At 36.0% G+C, this 16553-nt stretch carries 18 protein-coding genes and 2 tRNA genes; 12 read left to right on the top strand and 8 right to left on the bottom strand.

Annotated elements, in window-relative coordinates; all coding sequences use genetic code 11:
- The first annotated feature begins 61 nt into the window (after positions 1–61).
- Positions 62–1516 carry an RNA polymerase factor sigma-54 gene (rpoN, locus tag AAT17_RS05815; protein ID WP_060523246.1) on the top strand — a complete coding sequence of 485 codons (1455 nt, stop codon included), beginning with the start codon at positions 62–64 and terminating at the stop codon, positions 1514–1516.
- Entirely contained in the window at positions 1516–2112 is a 597-nt protein-coding gene (locus AAT17_RS05810; RefSeq protein WP_253279797.1) for a hypothetical protein, read from the top strand. The genes rpoN and AAT17_RS05810 overlap by 1 nt, the downstream gene beginning before the upstream one ends.
- Before the next feature lie 6 nt (positions 2113–2118).
- Here AAT17_RS05810 and AAT17_RS05805 read toward each other — a convergent pair whose 3' ends face one another.
- The 7 genes from AAT17_RS05805 to AAT17_RS05775 all read right to left on the bottom strand — a co-directional run bounded on the left by AAT17_RS05805 (position 2119) and on the right by AAT17_RS05775 (position 6484).
- Positions 2119–2841 carry a porin family protein gene (locus tag AAT17_RS05805; protein ID WP_060523245.1) on the bottom strand — a complete coding sequence of 241 codons (723 nt, stop codon included), beginning with the start codon at positions 2839–2841 and terminating at the stop codon, positions 2119–2121.
- Between the two features lie 135 nt (positions 2842–2976).
- Positions 2977–3597, bottom strand: coding sequence for a biopolymer transporter ExbD (locus tag AAT17_RS05800; protein ID WP_060525017.1), 621 nt, complete (start codon positions 3595–3597; stop codon positions 2977–2979).
- Between the two features lie 194 nt (positions 3598–3791).
- Positions 3792–4277 carry a biopolymer transporter ExbD gene (locus tag AAT17_RS05795; protein ID WP_042276095.1) on the bottom strand — a complete coding sequence of 162 codons (486 nt, stop codon included), beginning with the start codon at positions 4275–4277 and terminating at the stop codon, positions 3792–3794.
- A gap of 2 nt (positions 4278–4279) precedes the next feature.
- Positions 4280–4912, bottom strand: coding sequence for a biopolymer transporter ExbD (locus AAT17_RS05790; protein WP_042276092.1), 633 nt, complete (start codon positions 4910–4912; stop codon positions 4280–4282).
- A 3-nt stretch (positions 4913–4915) separates the two neighbouring features.
- On the bottom strand, positions 4916–5389 hold the full coding sequence (locus AAT17_RS05785; RefSeq protein WP_042276090.1) for a hypothetical protein: 474 nt from the start codon (positions 5387–5389) through the stop codon (positions 4916–4918).
- A gap of 26 nt (positions 5390–5415) precedes the next feature.
- On the bottom strand, positions 5416–6195 hold the full coding sequence (locus tag AAT17_RS05780) for a MotA/TolQ/ExbB proton channel family protein (RefSeq protein WP_042277240.1): 780 nt from the start codon (positions 6193–6195) through the stop codon (positions 5416–5418).
- A 207-nt stretch (positions 6196–6402) separates the two neighbouring features.
- A tRNA-Leu gene (locus tag AAT17_RS05775) sits at positions 6403–6484 on the bottom strand.
- Between the two features lie 129 nt (positions 6485–6613).
- Between AAT17_RS05775 and AAT17_RS05770 the strand changes: the two genes are divergently transcribed.
- The 10 genes from AAT17_RS05770 (at position 6614) to AAT17_RS05725 (ending at position 16175) form a co-directional block, all read left to right on the top strand.
- The gene (locus AAT17_RS05770; protein WP_042277238.1) at positions 6614–7555 is read left to right on the top strand and encodes a ribose-phosphate pyrophosphokinase; all 942 of its coding nucleotides are present in this window, start codon (positions 6614–6616) and stop codon (positions 7553–7555) included.
- 20 nt (positions 7556–7575) lie between these two features.
- On the top strand, positions 7576–8208 hold the full coding sequence (locus AAT17_RS05765; RefSeq protein ID WP_042276087.1) for a 50S ribosomal protein L25/general stress protein Ctc: 633 nt from the start codon (positions 7576–7578) through the stop codon (positions 8206–8208).
- 109 nt (positions 8209–8317) lie between these two features.
- A complete protein-coding gene (gene pth, locus AAT17_RS05760; RefSeq protein WP_042276086.1) occupies positions 8318–8941 on the top strand; it encodes an aminoacyl-tRNA hydrolase in 624 nt (207 codons plus the stop codon).
- Between the two features lie 101 nt (positions 8942–9042).
- Entirely contained in the window at positions 9043–9978 is a 936-nt protein-coding gene (locus AAT17_RS05755) for a bifunctional riboflavin kinase/FAD synthetase (protein WP_060523244.1), read from the top strand.
- A complete protein-coding gene (locus AAT17_RS05750; protein ID WP_060523243.1) occupies positions 9959–11296 on the top strand; it encodes an HTTM domain-containing protein in 1338 nt (445 codons plus the stop codon). Before AAT17_RS05755 ends, AAT17_RS05750 begins: the two co-directional genes overlap by 20 nt.
- 62 nt (positions 11297–11358) lie before the next feature.
- The gene (serS, locus tag AAT17_RS05745) at positions 11359–12630 is read left to right on the top strand and encodes a serine--tRNA ligase (RefSeq protein WP_060523242.1); all 1272 of its coding nucleotides are present in this window, start codon (positions 11359–11361) and stop codon (positions 12628–12630) included.
- A 3-nt stretch (positions 12631–12633) separates the two neighbouring features.
- Positions 12634–14430, top strand: a complete 1797-nt coding sequence (locus tag AAT17_RS05740) for a tetratricopeptide repeat protein (RefSeq protein ID WP_253279796.1) — start codon at positions 12634–12636, stop codon at positions 14428–14430.
- A 2-nt stretch (positions 14431–14432) separates the two neighbouring features.
- Positions 14433–14771, top strand: coding sequence for a DUF4286 family protein (locus tag AAT17_RS05735; RefSeq protein ID WP_042276080.1), 339 nt, complete (start codon positions 14433–14435; stop codon positions 14769–14771).
- A gap of 77 nt (positions 14772–14848) precedes the next feature.
- Complete coding sequence (locus tag AAT17_RS05730; RefSeq protein ID WP_042276079.1) at positions 14849–15229, top strand: DUF2237 family protein; 381 nt, start codon at positions 14849–14851, stop codon at positions 15227–15229.
- A gap of 103 nt (positions 15230–15332) precedes the next feature.
- Positions 15333–16175 (top strand): universal stress protein, encoded by an 843-nt coding sequence (locus AAT17_RS05725; protein WP_060523241.1) that lies wholly within the window; start codon positions 15333–15335, stop codon positions 16173–16175.
- A gap of 279 nt (positions 16176–16454) precedes the next feature.
- Here AAT17_RS05725 and AAT17_RS05720 read toward each other — a convergent pair.
- A tRNA-Ser gene (locus AAT17_RS05720) sits at positions 16455–16542 on the bottom strand.
- Between the last annotated feature and the right edge of the window lie 11 nt (positions 16543–16553).

Genomic DNA, 16553 nt, shown 5'->3' with positions numbered 1-16553 from the left:
TCAAACTTAAGCCTGTGATCACACAGGCTTTTTTTATTTTTACAAGTAAGAATATTTGTAAATGCTTAAGCAAACACTCAATTTTAAACTTTCTCAAAAGCTGTCTCCGCAGCAAATTCAACTCATGAAATTGATTCAACTGCCTACACAGGCATTTGAACAACGAGTTAAATCTGAACTTGAGGAAAATCCTGCGCTTGATAGTGGTAAGGAAAAATCAGAAGATGAGTATGACTCACTTACTAACGACGATTTTGATCAAGATAATGAAACCATCGAGGCAGATATCAATGTTGATGAATATTTAAGCGACGACGAGATACCAGAATATCGTACGCAATCTAATAACTATAGTGCGGATGAGGACGAGAAAAGTGTTCCTTATGCAGCAGGAAAATCATTTACTCAAACCCTTCTTGATCAGCTTAATACTAGGCGATTATCCGATCAAGAAGCTAGTATCGCGCAATTTTTAGTAGGTAGCATAGATGGTAGCGGTTACATACGTAGATCATTGGAGGATATTGCAGATGACCTAGCCTTTACCATGAACGTTTACACCGATGTAGATGAGGTAGAAAAGGTGTTGCGTATCGTACAACAGCTAGATCCTGCTGGAGTAGGAGCCCGTAGTTTGCAGGAGTGTTTATTGATTCAGCTTTCGCGAAAGCGTAATTCCCCAGATACTGAGCTTGCAATTAAATTGATTAGAGACAGTTTTGACGCTTTCAGTAAGAAGCATTATAAAAAATTACTTTCTAAATACAACGTAAGTGAGGAAGAATTGCGTGATGCTATTGAAGAAATAGAGCATTTAAACCCAAAACCAGGAGGCTCATACGCTGGCGGCAGTACAAAAATCGTAGAGCAAGTCGTTCCAGATTTTACAATTAGAATTAAAGACGGTGAGTTAGAACTTACTCTAAATGGCCGTAATGCTCCAGAGCTACACGTGTCTAGAGACTACTCTAACATGCTTAAAGGTTATAAAGAGGCAAAGGAGAAGACTAAGTCTCAAAAGGACGCTGTGATGTTCATTAAACAAAAGCTTGATAGTGCAAAGTGGTTCATTGAGGCAATAAAGCAACGACAAGAAACACTGTTTGTAACGATGTCTAGCATTATGCATTATCAAAAAGAATATTTCCTTACAGGTGATGAACGTAACTTACGTCCTATGATTTTAAAGGACATCGCCGATGAAATTGGTATGGACGTTTCTACCGTGAGCCGTGTGGCAAATTCAAAGTATGTGGACACACCTTATGGAACAAAGTTGATCAAGGAATTTTTCTCTGAATCCATGACTAATACAGACGGAGAAGAGGTTTCTACTAGGGAAATAAAGAAAATACTAGAAACTGTAATTAGTGAAGAGGATAAGAAAAAACCTCTTACAGATCAAAAATTAGCTGAGATTCTTAAGGAAAAAGGTTATCCTATAGCCAGAAGAACGGTAGCTAAGTATCGTGAACAGTTAGATATTCCCGTAGCAAGATTGCGTAAAGAGATCTAATGCAGGAGCGCTTTTTTAAGATATGGAGCGTCGTGACAAATCCTTTATGGATTCCTTTTGTTGTGTCGTTTTGGTTTCTTAGTTATAATACCTATGATAATGATCAGCAAGTTAATGTCAAGTTGTATTTGATAGGATTGCTTACCATTATTATCCCGTTGTTGATTTATGTAATATTAAAGATACTTGGTATAGTTCAATCTATAGATTTAAAAACATCAAAGGAACGCACCTGGCCACTTATTTGTTATACGATATTGATTGTGATCGTAGCGCGTGGCGGCTTTAGAGATGGATTTCACACACCCTTGTATTATTTCTTTATCGGGATTGTAGTTGCTTCATTTATCGCAGCAGTTCTCTCTTTTATGAGGTATAAAATAAGTTTGCATATGATGGGAATAGGCGGATTGCTAGGTTTTGTGTTTGTTCTCTTATTCACAATGAATCTACCGTTGTTGTATTTAATAGCTGGTATAAGTATAATAGCTGGGGTTACAGCGTCTGCACGATTATATTTAAAAGCACATTCTAATCACGAAATAATATTTGGCTTTTTGACCGGTTTGATTACTCAAATTTATATTGGGGTTTAATACGTATTATAGAATGTAAAATTCTATTCCAAATTTTATCGGTTGAAGATTGATAGGATCGTTATTTATTTGTGCGTTTTCATTAAATAATGGATTTAGGTTATACATCACAAAAGCGTTAAAACTTCCATTACCGATGCTTAAAGTTGCAGCAAATCTAAATTTTTCTAGTTCTGGAATGTCTTTTAAAACTCTTGTAACTCCATTGCCTTGAAAGTCGGATTTGTGATGAAAGATATACCCTAGTCTTACACCGGTGTAGATACGCCAAAAGGTATATTCTGTAGGAGTAGAAGTACGCCATCTAAATTGTATGGGCATCTCAATTAGATTGGTGTGTAAACGATTGCGATCTACATCAATGTCGTCATCAATAATCTGATAGGTTGTTTTACCGCTTTCATCTGTATTAATAAATAAGTTGGAATTATATCTATTTGTGCTGTATCCTAAACCTATACCTATGGCAATATTTCTTTTTTTATTAATTGGCATGTCTCTAATAAACCCTAAATGTAAACCACCTGAAAATCCATTTTGAGAAAACTCATCGGGTTCATTATTGATTAGATTAAAAGTTAGTCCTACATATATTTGATCTTCTCTATACAATGAATCGTTTACGCTTTCTGGTATTTTCTCAAATTCTTGTGTTTGAACAGTGGTATCCTGGCCAAAAGAGATATAACTAACAAGAAAGATAATTAGTAAAAGCGAGTATGTTCTCATAAGGTTTTTTTTGCCGTAAGCAAGTTACTAATAGTAAAAGAAAATATGTGACTATAAAATTGTAATTATTTGACAAGGCAAAGTTTTGACAATACATTAAAGTCACATATTAGCCATATCGTTGTTGATTTGAGATTATTCAATTTTTACAGGTTCAGCCTCCGATAGCTTTCCTGGAAAGAGATCTTCAACCAGTTCAATTTTTCTTTTCAATTCGAGAAATTCAGGTGAGTTTAAATCGTTTTGTGGCCAATTTTGACGTTCTAGCTTCAACGCTTTGTAGCTCGTGTTAAAAAGTCTTAGAGCTTCTCTGTCTCGTAAATGGTTATATGCTTTGATAAGTTGATCAGTAACTGTCAAATAGGTCTTGTAATCGGTTTGTCGGTCACTTACCAGTGAGATCACTGCCTTATCTGGATTGTCAGAGGATTCTGGATTTCGTTCTCCTTGACAATAATTACAGGTTCTATTTCCAGATCCACCACCATTGTCTAAAAAGGCAATAGCGCTTGTTGTGATGTCTTCTATCTCCATTGGTGATCCTTCAACCATTATTTGATTGTCCGATGTTACTATTACTTGATAAATGTTTCTTTCAGGAATACTAACCGCAGGCGTGTCGTTAGGTTTAGATAACTTTCTTAAGATTCCGGTGTCTGTTTCAATGGTTGTTGTTACTAGAAAGAAGATAAGTAACAGGAATGCTATATCTGCCATTGAGCCTGCATTCACTTCTGGTGCATTTCGTTTTGCCATTTTGATAAAATTTAAGGTTAACATTAATGAGAATTACGAAGCAATAAGTTGATAAAGCTTAGTAGTAATTCGTAAGTACTCCTGTAACCAAAATCAAATGTCGTGCCACTGATTATCAGGCAATTGTATGAAATGCAGTAAAACAAAAAAAGCCAGTCCTAGGGACTGGCTTTTAACTTGTATTAAAGTGAAGTTTACTTCTTAATGTTTTTCATTGAATTACCTTCTTTAGAAGTGTAATTAACCTTGAGTGCATAGGCATCTCTAAGTTCTTGTTTAACATCAGTAAGAATACCAACTTTAGAGTTTCTATCTACTTTAAGTGAAACCAAAAATTCATCCTTTTCGTCTTCATTCATTTTATTTCTCTTAGTGTTAACGTAGTCTTGAACTTGTTTAACACTTGAGATTTTATCACCTAGTTGTACTACATCATTAGTACCAAATTGCTTTTGCATTTTTTCGTTAGGTTTTCCAATGTAAATGAAAGCTACTTTGTTTTTGTCGGATAACTTTTCTACTTCACCTGCAAGTGGAAGATTATTCTCAACGCTCAATTCATTTTCACGCATTACCGTAGCAACCATGAAAAAGAATAAAAGCATAAATACGATATCTGGCAGCGAAGCCGTAGAAATCGCTGGTAAATCACCACTCTTTTTCTTTTTAAACTTTGACATAATTATCCTGCTTTTTGAGGTTCTGCTTCTGATAATTTACCAGGGAACAACTCTTCTACTTTTTCGATTTTCTCAACCAGTTTTTCATAATCAGGATTGTCTTCCTTTTCTGTTTCTGGCCAACCATCCTTTTCTGCTTTTAGCTCCTCGTAAGATACACCATATAGTCTATTAGCTTCACGATTTCTAAGTGTTGTGTAAGCCTTTACTAATTGATCCATTACGGTGATGTACATACTGTAGCTAGCTTGTCTATCATTTACAAGTGAAATCACAGCCTTATCTGGATTATCAGATGATGCTGGATCTTTTTTACCTTGACAGTATCCACAAGCAGTTCTAGGTGTGTCTCCACCACCATTATCTAGGAATTCTATAGCAGCTTTAGTTAAATCTTTAACTTCCATAGGTTTCTCTTCTACTAGTAGCTGGTCGTTTTTATTAACCAGTACTTGGAAGATGTTTTTTTCCTTAATTGGTGGAGCTTCTTGCTCTTCTGGCGCAGGTGGCGGTAACTTACGTTTGATACCACTATCAACTTCAATAGTTGTTGTAACTAGGAAGAAGATAAGTAGCAAAAACGCTATATCAGCCATGGAACCTGCATTCACTTCTGGTGCTGATCTTCTAGCCATAATTTATCTTTTTAAAACTTTACTCACTCCAGACCAAACGATAGTACCTACAGCAACTATTGCTAGTATGTAGAATACATATAAAGATGTTCCAATCCATTGTGAGGTGCTCGCAGTTAACTGCTCGCCGTCGTCTAACATGATAGCTTCTCCTTGTGCGTTTACTACTGAATTATCAGCAAATGCAAAATAAGAAATTAGAACTACTACTACGAGTAGACCTATTGAGATCAAACTCTTTTTAAGAGTTTCTGGACTTGTAAATAGTCCTTTAAGTACAAATACTACTACAGATAATATGATTATTCCTAAAATGATATAAGATAGATACATCATTGGTGTTACTGTAGAGCTTTGAACTCCGTTCTCATTAAGTTCAATAGCCTCATCACCCACAGCAAGGGTGTAGAAAAAGAATCCAAAAGCCACTAAACCTAGCAAGAGTACAAGATATTTTATTACTTTATGTAATGCCATGGTTTTAGTTTTTTAAGATTCTACTATTAAAGTTTACCGTTTTTGTAGTCAGACAAGATGTCTATCAATGTAATTGATGCATCTTCCATGTCATTTACAATACTATCGATTTTAGCAATGATGTAGTTGTAAAAGATTTGAAGAATAATAGCAACAATCAGACCAAATACAGTTGTAAGAAGTGCAACTTTAATACCTGTTGCAACTAGTGATGGCTCCATAGCACCTGCTTCTGCGATACTATCGAAAGATTTGATCATCCCGATTACTGTACCCATGAAACCAAGCATCGGTGCTAGTGCGATGAATAGAGATACCCAAGAAACATTTTTTTCTAATTGGCCCATTTGAACACCACCATAAGCAACTACAGCTTTTTCTGCAGCGTCTATACCTTCATCTACACGGTCTAAACCTTGGTAGTAGATAGAAGCAACTGGACCTTTTGTGTTTCTACAAACTTCCTTAGCAGCTTCAACACCACCACTTTTAAGCGCGTCTTCTACGTTTGCAGCTAGTTTCTTAGAGTTTGTTGTGGAAAGATTAAGATAAATAATTCTTTCAATAGCGATAGCTAGACCTAAGATAAGACAAAGTAATACAATCGCCATAAACACAGGACCACCTTCTATGAATCGCTTTTTAAGCTCTTGGTGAAAGCTCACCTTTTCTACAGGTTCAGCATTTTGCGTAACAATTGTAGTAATCGCAGCATTAGTAGTCGTTGTTGTAGCAGCAGTTGAAGTGTTTGCCATACCTAGCATCATCATAACCGCAACGAGTAAAATTGAAAGTGATCGTTTCATTTTTAGATATTGATTTATTTGAATTTTCAAGTTAAGGAGGTAAATATATAATATCTCAAACAGATTATACAAGCAAAGGGCTAACAATCGTAAAAAATGACATTAACTTAACATTTATACCTGTATAAGTGTTCCTTAATATATAGTCAACTTTAAACACTAAAATTTATTGTAAAATAAAAGCCCAACCTTAAGGATGGGCTTTTGTACCTCAGGCCGGAATCGAACCGGCACGCCGTGAAGCATTGGATTTTGAATCCAACGTGTCTACCAATTCCACCACTGAGGCAATAAGTAGAGAGCGCAAAAGTAATAAAAGTAATCATTGTAGCGATATTATTATTAATAAATATGGACAACTCAATATATAATTGTACTTTTGCACGCTCAAAACCAACATCCTATAAAGACTAGAGAAATGAGCTACGCACTTAAGGACGCAAAATTATTCGGCTGTAGGCAAAGTATGGACCTTGCCAAAAGAATTGCTACGGCATATGGTGCCGAGTTAGGTCAGGTTAACTTCTCTACCTTTAGTGATGGTGAGTTTCAACCTAGCTTTGAAGAATCTATAAGAGGTCGTCGCATCTTTATAATAGGTTCAACACAGCCTAGTAGCGATAACCTTATGGAAATGTTATTGATGCTAGATGCTGCAAAAAGAGCAAGTGCAAGACACATCACAGCGGTAATTCCATATTTTGGTTGGGCAAGACAAGATCGAAAGGATAAACCACGTGTTCCAATAGGAGCAAAAATGATTGCTAAAGTACTTGAGACAGCAGGTGCAACAAGAATCATTACCATGGATTTACATGCTGATCAAATTCAAGGTTTCTTTGAAAAACCAGTAGATCATCTTTTTGCGAGCTCTTTATTTGTTCCTCATTTGAAGGAGTTAGCTTTAGAGGATCTAACTATTGCTTCACCTGATATGGGTGGTTCTAAACGAGCTTATGCTTATGCCAAAACTCTAGAAAGTGATGTGGTAGTTTGTTATAAACAACGTCAAAAAGCCAATGTGATTTCTCACATGGAGTTAATTGGAGACGTGACAGGTAAGAATGTGGTGCTAGTTGATGATATGGTAGATACTGCCGGGACATTAACTAAAGCTGCTGATGTAATGATGGAGCGCGGCGCAAAAAGTGTAAGAGCTATTTGTACTCATGCAATTCTTTCTGGTAAAGCCTATGAGAGAATTGAGAATTCTCAATTAGAAGAGTTAATTGTAACCGATTCTATTCCTTTAAGACAGGAGAGTTCTAAAATAAAAGTATTATCCTGTGCAGGACTGTTTGCGACTGTGATGAAAAGCGTGCAACAAAATGAGTCCATCAGCGATAATTTTATAATGTAAATTAATTTAAATTTAAATAAATGAAGTCAATCACGATCAACGGATCTAAAAGAGAAAGCGTGGGTAAAAAGGCAACTAAAGCCCTACGTAATGCTGGTATGGTTCCTTGTGTCATCTACGGAGGAGACGAGCCAGTACACTTTGCAGCGCACGAAAATGCGTTCAGAAACCTTGTTTATACTCCAGATGCTCACACTGTAGTGATAGATCTAGGAAAAGACGGTACTTACAATGCTATTGCTCAAGATTTACAATGGCACCCAGTAAAAGAATTATTATTACATGCTGATTTCTATCAAATCTTTGATGATAAAGCAGTGACTATGGAAATCCCTGTGAAACTTCACGGTAATTCACGTGGTGTGCTTAACGGTGGTGTACTTAAATTCCCTAACCGTAAGCTTAGAGTTAAAGCAGTACCTGCAAACTTACCTGACTACATTAATGTAGAAATATCAGACCTTAAAATTGGTATGAAGAGACAGGTTAAGGAATTGCGTTCTGATTCTTATGAAATTATGCACCCAGATACAATGGTTGTTGTAATGGTTAAAACATCTCGTAATGCTGTTGCAGATGACGATGATGATGATGATGAAGATGTGCCAGCTACTGAAACTAGCGATGTGGCAGCAGTTAAGGAAGATGCATAAATTTTCTTAAACCTAAATTACAAGCCTTGAGAGTTCTCAAGGCTTTTTTTGTGCCAGCATTTTATAAACTTATAACAAAAAGATCGTCTCGTTTTTATAGCTTTGAAAGATGTTTACATGGTTGCAAAAATTACTAGGTGATAAAGTAAAAACTCATGAAAGTGATATGAAAAAATTTCTAGTTGTAGGATTAGGAAATCCAGGTTCAAAATATACAGAAACACGACATAATATAGGTTTCAAGATACTAGACGAACTTGCTGCTATGAAAGATGTTACCTTTGAGACTCTAAAGTTAGGCGATGTAGCAACTACTACACATAAAGGAAAGAAAGTAGTGCTCCTTAAACCTAATACCTTTATGAATTTGAGTGGTAAGGCGGTGAAATATTACATGAAACAGGAAAAAATAGAAAAAGAGAATATCCTAATTATTACAGACGATCTTAATCTGGAGTTCGGGACAATACGCATGAAGGGAAAAGGTAGTGATGGTGGTCATAACGGTCTCAAGGATGTTCAAATTACCTTGAATACTCCTAATTACCCTAGGCTTCGATTCGGTATATCGGCCCAATTTGGTAAAGGTCGACAGGTTGATTATGTGTTGGGAGAATGGAATAAGGAAGAACAAGCAGCTTTACCAGAACGTATTGACAAAGCTTCAAATGCTGCTTTGGCTTTTATTCATGCAGGATTGTCTAATGCTATGAATGAATTTAATGGTAAGTAGTGAGTAGAGTTAGTACGCTTTCGCGAAAGCGTACAAAACTTAAATCATCAAGGTGAAAAAATAGTATACTAGACTTAATAAAGTAATCGACTAATTGCGAATTGAAAATATATAATAACATATCCGAATTTAACTCAGATAGAAAGAGTGTGGTTACCATAGGTACATTTGATGGTGTGCATCATGGACATCAAAAAATTTTACAACGTGTGGTTAATCGTGCTCAAGCAGACAATTTGACAAGTGTGCTTCTTACCTTTTTTCCTCATCCTAGAATGGTATTGCAACCAGACCATGATTTGAAATTAATTAATAGTATCGAGGAACGCACTGAACTTGTAAAAGATCAAGGAATTGAGAATATGGTTATTCATCCTTTTTCAATAGAGTTTTCAAGAACTACCGCACAGGAATATGTTAAGGAAATATTGGTTGATCAATTAAAGGCTAGTGTTGTTGTTATAGGTTATGATCATCGTTTTGGTCGCAATCGTAGTGCAAGCATTAATGAGCTTAAAGAATATGCTAGTGAGTACCATTTTGATATAATTGAAATCTCAAAGGAAGAAGTAGAAGAGGTTGCAGTAAGCAGTACTAAAGTGAGACAATCGCTAGAAAGCGGCGAGATAGAACGAGCAAATCGCTATTTGAATAGAACTTATAGTTTAAAAGGTCATGTAAGATCTGGTAAACAAATAGGCCGAACTATTGGTTACCCAACGGCAAACCTACATGTTCACCAAGAGTACAAATTAATTCCAGGGAATGGAGTTTATATAACATCTAGTTGTATTAACGGGAAACACTTCTTTGGTATGACTAACATAGGTGTTAACCCTACCATTGGGAATGGAAACTACCGTACCATTGAAACTTACTATTTAGATTTTGATGGTGATTTGTATGATACCTCAATGGAGCTGTTTTTTCATAAACGGTTAAGGGATGAAAAGAAGTTTGATACCATGCAGGAACTCGTAAGTGCTATGGATCATGATTTAAAGCGTACACAAGATTATGCGAGAGACGATAAATAAATGGTTTTTTACCCAAGTAGATAATTCTGCTCTTGTTGTTTTTAGAATGGTCTATGGACTCATTCTTACTTGCGAGGCTTTTGGAAGTATTGCCTTGGGTGCTGTTAAACGTTTATTTATAGATACTGAGTTTACATTTACATTCATAGGTTTTGAGTTTTTAGAGCCGTTGCCAGGATATGGCATGTACGTTCTATACAGTGCTATGGGAATAGCAGGTATCTTTATTATGTTAGGGTACAAGTATAGGATGGCAATGCTGTTTTATGCGATTACATGGACTTACGTTTATTTACTTCAAAAATCTAGTTACAATAATCATTGTTATTTGATTATGTTACTTAATTGGTTACTTGTTTTCTTACCTGCTCATAAAGCTGGATCTGTTGATGCTAAAAAAAACAAAGAACTATTGAAAATTCATATGAGTCGATGGATTTATATTCTAATTATCGGATTTGTATGGATCGTTTACAGCTACGCCAGTATAGCTAAGTTCTACCCAGACTGGTTGGATGGAAGTTTTGAGAAATTTTTAATGTCCACTCGAGGACGTGATTATGAGATTCTTCAACAAGATTGGGCTCATGTTGCTATTCTATACTATGGGCTACTTTTCGATTTAATTATTGTCCCGTTGTTATTGTGGAAACGAACTAGGTGGATTGCAATTATAGCAAGTGTATTCTTCCATTTATTCAACTCTATAGTCTTTAAGATTGGTGTTTTCCCTTATCTGGCACTATCGTTTTTATTGTTTTTTCTTACCACTGAAACCGTTCATAAAAGATTTTTGAGTAAAAAAACCTTTTATGCTGCACGAGAAGTAATTGTACCAAAACACGCAGGTATTATAAAAGTGTTTACTATTAGTTTTTTACTAATCATGCTAGTTCTTCCGTTGCGTCATTGGGTGATAGAGGATGATGTATTGTGGACTGAAGAAGGTCATCGATTAAGCTGGCGCATGATGTTGCGCAGTCGTTCTGGAAGAGCTGTTTATTATGTGGAGAATAAAGAAACTGGTAAACGTGAACGCGTGAATATTAAAGAAAGATTGTCTAGAAAACAATTTAATTCGGCAAATACGAAGCCTGATTTCATGTGGCAACTGGCTCAAAGGCTTAAAAAAGAGTATGCTGATAAAGGTGAAGATGTAGCTGTTTATATATCTTCAAGTGTTTCTATAAATGGTAGACCTAGATCAAAGTTTACAAATGATACTATTGACATCGCATCACAACCATGGTCTCAATTTAAACATGCAACCTGGTTAATGCCGTCACCTTTACAAGATACGCCAACAAACCGACCTTGATTCTCGTTTAATACAAGGAGAATCAGTAATTTTATCGGCTTAAATAATTAAAACTTATTTCAATGCTACAAATTGCAGCAATCAGAGAAAACAAAGAGGCATTTGCTCAGGCACTTACCAAGCGTAATATTGATGCCATGCCTATGCTAGAACAAGCTATCGAAGTAGATGAGCGCAGAAGAAGTTTGCAAGCTCAACTAGATGAAACACTTTCTCAAAGTAATAAGTTGTCCAAACAAATAGGAGAATTATTTAAATCTGGTAAAGTACAAGAGGCTAATGAGCTAAAAGCACAAACTGGCGAGCTTAAGGAATCTTCAAAGAATCTTGCTGAGCAGTTACAAACTGCTCAAAATGACTTACAAGAGTTGTTGTACAACATTCCTAATGTGCCTCAAGAAAGTGTTCCAGCAGGTTCTACAGACGAGGATAATGAAGTTGTTGAGGAGCATGGTGTAGTGCCAGTGCTAGATGAACAAGCTCAACCGCACTGGGAACTAGTTAAAAAGTACGATATTATTGACTTTGAACTAGGTAATAAAATTACCGGAGCAGGATTTCCTGTTTATAAAAATAAAGGAGCGCGACTTCAAAGAGCTTTGATAAACTACTTTCTAGATAAAAATACAGCAGCAGGTTATCAAGAAATGCAAGTACCACACCTTGTTAATGAGGCAAGTGGATACGGTACAGGTCAGTTGCCCGATAAAGAAGGTCAAATGTACCATGTAGGTAATGATGATTTGTATTTAATTCCTACTGCCGAGGTTCCCATTACTAATCTTTATAGAGGTGATCTATTAGAAGAAAAGGACCTTCCTATTGCAATGACTGGTTATACTCCTTGTTTTAGAAGGGAAGCAGGAAGTTATGGAGCACATGTACGAGGTCTTAATCGTTTACATCAATTTGATAAAGTAGAAATTTTAAGAATAGAGCATCCTGATAAAAGTGATCAGGCTCTCGATGATATGGTAAGCCACGTAAAAAATATTCTTGATGAATTGAAATTGCCTTATCGTATTCTTAGATTGTGCGGTGGTGATCTTGGGTTTACTTCAACACTTACTTATGATTTTGAAGTTTATAGTACGGCACAAGAAAAATGGTTAGAAGTAAGTAGTGTTTCTAATTTTAAAACCTTTCAAGCAAATCGTTTGAAATTAAGATTCCGTGCAGGTGAAAAACAAACAGAACTGTTACATACTCTTAACGGGAGCGCACTAGCATTACCTAGAATAATGGCAGGAATTTTGGAAAACTATCAAACAGCTGATGGTATTAAGATCCCTGAAGTTCTTGTACCTTACTGCGGTTTTGATATGATACAATAATTTATGAAATATGCTGTAACGCTTCTTTTTTTGTCTTTAGTAACGTGGTCAACGGCGCAAAATTTGCAGTTGGCGCAAAACTACATGGACCAAGGCGAGTACAGTAAGGCAGCCAGCATATATGAAAAATTAGTCAACGATAAGAAAAATAGGAACTACAATACCGTATTTTCATTAATTGATGCTTATCATCAGTTAGAAGAATACGGTAAAGTAGATTCTTTAATTGATAAAAAGGTATCTACATCTTTTGCATACAAACAAACCCTACTAATAGAAAAAGGTTATAATCAAGTATTGCAAGGAAATGATTCAATAGCTAGTAGCTATTATCAACAAGCAATCGATCTAGTAAAAGAAAAGCCAGAGCTTACTTACAGTATCGCAAGTAGGTTTGAAAAACGTACAGAACTGGACGAGGCTGTACAAGTCTATGAAATAGGAACCCAGCTTAGGCCACAAGCAAATTATAGTTTTCAGTTAGCTAGATTGTATGGTGAACTAGGTGATATGGAGAAAATGTTTGAGGAGAATATTAAACTCATTGAAAAAAATGTCGCTTACAGGGCAAGAGCACAAGCTCTGTTTTCTCAATATATAACTGACGACGCATTGTCCGAGACTAATACGATATTGCGTAAAGTACTTCTTAAAAGATTACGTTCAAATCCAGATGTTTTGTACAATCAATTGCTTTCATGGTTGTTTGTGCAGCAAAAGGATTTTAAAAATGCCTTTATTCAAGAAAAAGCAATTTACAATAGGGACAAAGAAAGTATGGACAACTTGCAGGACCTTGCCGAGGTCGCAGTTGAGGAAAATGATATTCCTGCTGCATTTGACATACTGGACTTTATGATTGAGAATGCTCAATCACCCTTTACTCGATACAATGCTCAAGTGCTCAAACTTAAATTACGATCTAACGGAGCTTCAGTAGATGAATATTCTCAAATAAAGCAAGAATATGAGCAGCTGCTTGAATTCTACGGTCGTGATCAGCGCAGTTTCAGGTTACAACTAGATTATGCTCGGTTCTTGGCGTTCAAAAATGACAATGCACCACTAGCCATTGATTTATTGGCAGATCTCAATAAAGCTAATTTTTCTCAATTTGATAAGGCTAGGGTAAAAATGTTACTAGCCGATGTCCTTGTCCTTCAAGAGCAATTTAATCGAGCCCTTATTTTATACAGTCAAATTCAAAATGATTTGCCCAATGATTTATTGGCTCAGGAATCTCAATATAGAGTAGCTCGTACCAGTTTTTATAAAGGAGATTTTCCTTGGGCACTCACTCAATTAAAAGTATTACGCAGCGCTAGCAGTAAGCTCATAGCAAATGATGCTATGCAATTGAGTCTAACGATTTCTGACCACTCTGGACAAGATACTACTTATGTTGCTTTGTCCGCTTTCGCGAAAGCGGAATTAAAACAATATCAAAACAAAAGAAAGCAGGCTATTGAAGCCTACAATAATGTGTTGCAAAACCATGCAGGTGACGACATTGAAGATGAGGCATTGTTAAGACAGGCAAAGCTTTATCAGGTAGAAGGAGATACCCAAAATGCTATCCAGAATTACACTAGGATTATCAAAAATCATGGTGATGGTATTTTGAGTGATGATGCGCTTTACGAGCTAGGAAAGTTGTATGAAGAAGTACTTGATGATCCTGCAAAAGCACAAGAATATTTTGAACAAATAATTTTCTCACACGCAGATAGCATTTATTTCACAGACGCTAGACGTCGATACCGCAGATTGCGTGGTGATACTAATGAAAAAGCTTTTTAATTATGGTAATTTATAATGTAACCTGTAATGTAGATTCTAGCGTTCACGATCAATGGATAGTATGGATGCGTGAGCATATACCACAAGTGCTGGGAACAGGGCTGTTTATGGAAGCTAGGTTTACTAAAGTGCTTGTCAAGGAGCAAGACGGTTCCCATACCTACTCAATTCAATACAAAGCTTATAGCGCACAGGCCTTGCAGGAGTATAAAGACAAACATTCTGAAGCGTTGCAAAAAGATGGTCTGGAGAAATGGGCAGATAAGGTTCTGAGTTTCCGTACAGAGCTTGAAGTGGTAGATGAATATACAGTACGCCGCAAGGAAGAGTCTCAGAATTAAATTTGGCCTTCTTCTTATGATATAGGAATTTGACATAATTACGACTTACTAATTTTTAAACTAAATGTTTGGTAACTATGTCTCAAAATAACACGCGACCCAAAAACGTTCTAGGAACAGCTTTAGAGTCCTGTTGTACCAATCCGATTACAGGTTATTGGCGTGATGGATACTGCAGGACGTCGATACAAGATGTAGGTACCCATGTGGTATGTGCTGTAATGACGAAAGAGTTTCTAGAGTTTACAAAGTCTAAAGGGAACGACCTTTCATCACCCATACCTGCATATCAATTTCCAGGTCTTAAACCAGGTGATAAATGGTGTTTGTGTGTATTAAGATGGATCGAAGCAGAAAAAGCTGGATGTGCGCCCCATATTATTCTAAAAGGAACTGATAGTAACGCATTGAAATTTACAAATTTGGAAACGTTGAAAGTTTATGCAATCGACGTCTAATCTGGTATAATAAAGCTTGAAATAAAGCTGTAGTTTATGCTAAACACCTTTGTTTTTTTATTAAATTTATACCTATAGGTTTAATACGAAAACATCCGTTTTTATGGCAAAAAATATCCTTGTAGCAACAGATTTTTCTTCAAATTCATGGCACGCATTCACTTATGTTTCAACGCTTTTTAAAGATGAAACTTGTATGTTTCATTTATTGCACGCTTACGATACTGAATATCATAGCCGCAATGAATTAAAACAAGGCAACGATGCTTCATTCACTTATGAATCTCCAAAGGATAAGGGTGACGTTTTACTTAATAAAATGCTTGAAAAGATTGCATTAGAATGTGCTAATGAAAAGCATAGTTATAAAACACACTTAATGCATGATGATGTAGCCACCGCGATTACAAAAACCTTATCTACTGAAAATATCTCTTTGATAGTAATGGGTAGTAAAGGAATAACTAATTATGAAAAAAGTGTATTTGGTAGTAATACAATAGCGACCATGAAAGAGGCTGGTAATTGTACTATTCTTACTGTTCCACATGACTCAGAGGTAGAAGAAATTAAAGAAATAGTTTTTCCTACTGATTATAAAAGTGCCTATAGTAGTTTAAGATTGCAAAGCCTAATAGACCTTGCAACTATTCAAGATGCAGCTATCTGTGTTTTACATGTTGATACCAGTAGCGGCCTAGAAACAGCTCAAGAAGATAATAAACAAATTTTAGATGATGCGTTATCCAACAACAGGCATAGTTTTCATGTTTTAACGGGTAGCGACGTAAATCTAGCTGTAAAACATTTTGTAGAGAGTAGGGATAGTAGCATGGTGGCAATCGTAAATCGCAAACACAATCTATTTACAAGTTGGTTTTCTACTAATATGGTAATGGAAATAGGTAAAGTAAGTCAAGTGCCTTTACTTATTTTACCTGAGTAATGAACGAAAAAAATAAAGTTTTTAAGTTTCTGCTTTTTCCATAGTTCTTGCTCTGCTTGCCTATTTCAATGTATTGTCGCTATCAATATACATTTTAGGGAATGTAGAATTAGAACTGCTTTATGGTCCTTTAATATTGTGTATTCCATTGATTGTTTTAACCATGTTGGAATACCTACTTGATTTTATAAAAAGAGAGGTTTCTAAAGGGAAGGATTGACTAAATTTTAATTTAAAAAAATAAAACCGTTGCTATCAAAGGTATAACAACGGTTCTAGCAGTGAGGAAGGGATTCGAACCCTCGAAACGGTTTTGCCGTTTACACACTTTCCAGGCGTGCGCCTTCGACCACTCGGCCACCTCACTATTTTCATAAA

This window comes from Nonlabens sp. MIC269 (genome assembly GCF_001430865.1).
Classification (GTDB): Bacteria; Bacteroidota; Bacteroidia; order Flavobacteriales; family Flavobacteriaceae; genus Nonlabens; species Nonlabens tegetincola.
Note: the sequence above shows the minus strand (reverse complement) of the source record. Positions and strands in the feature narration are given on the sequence as shown.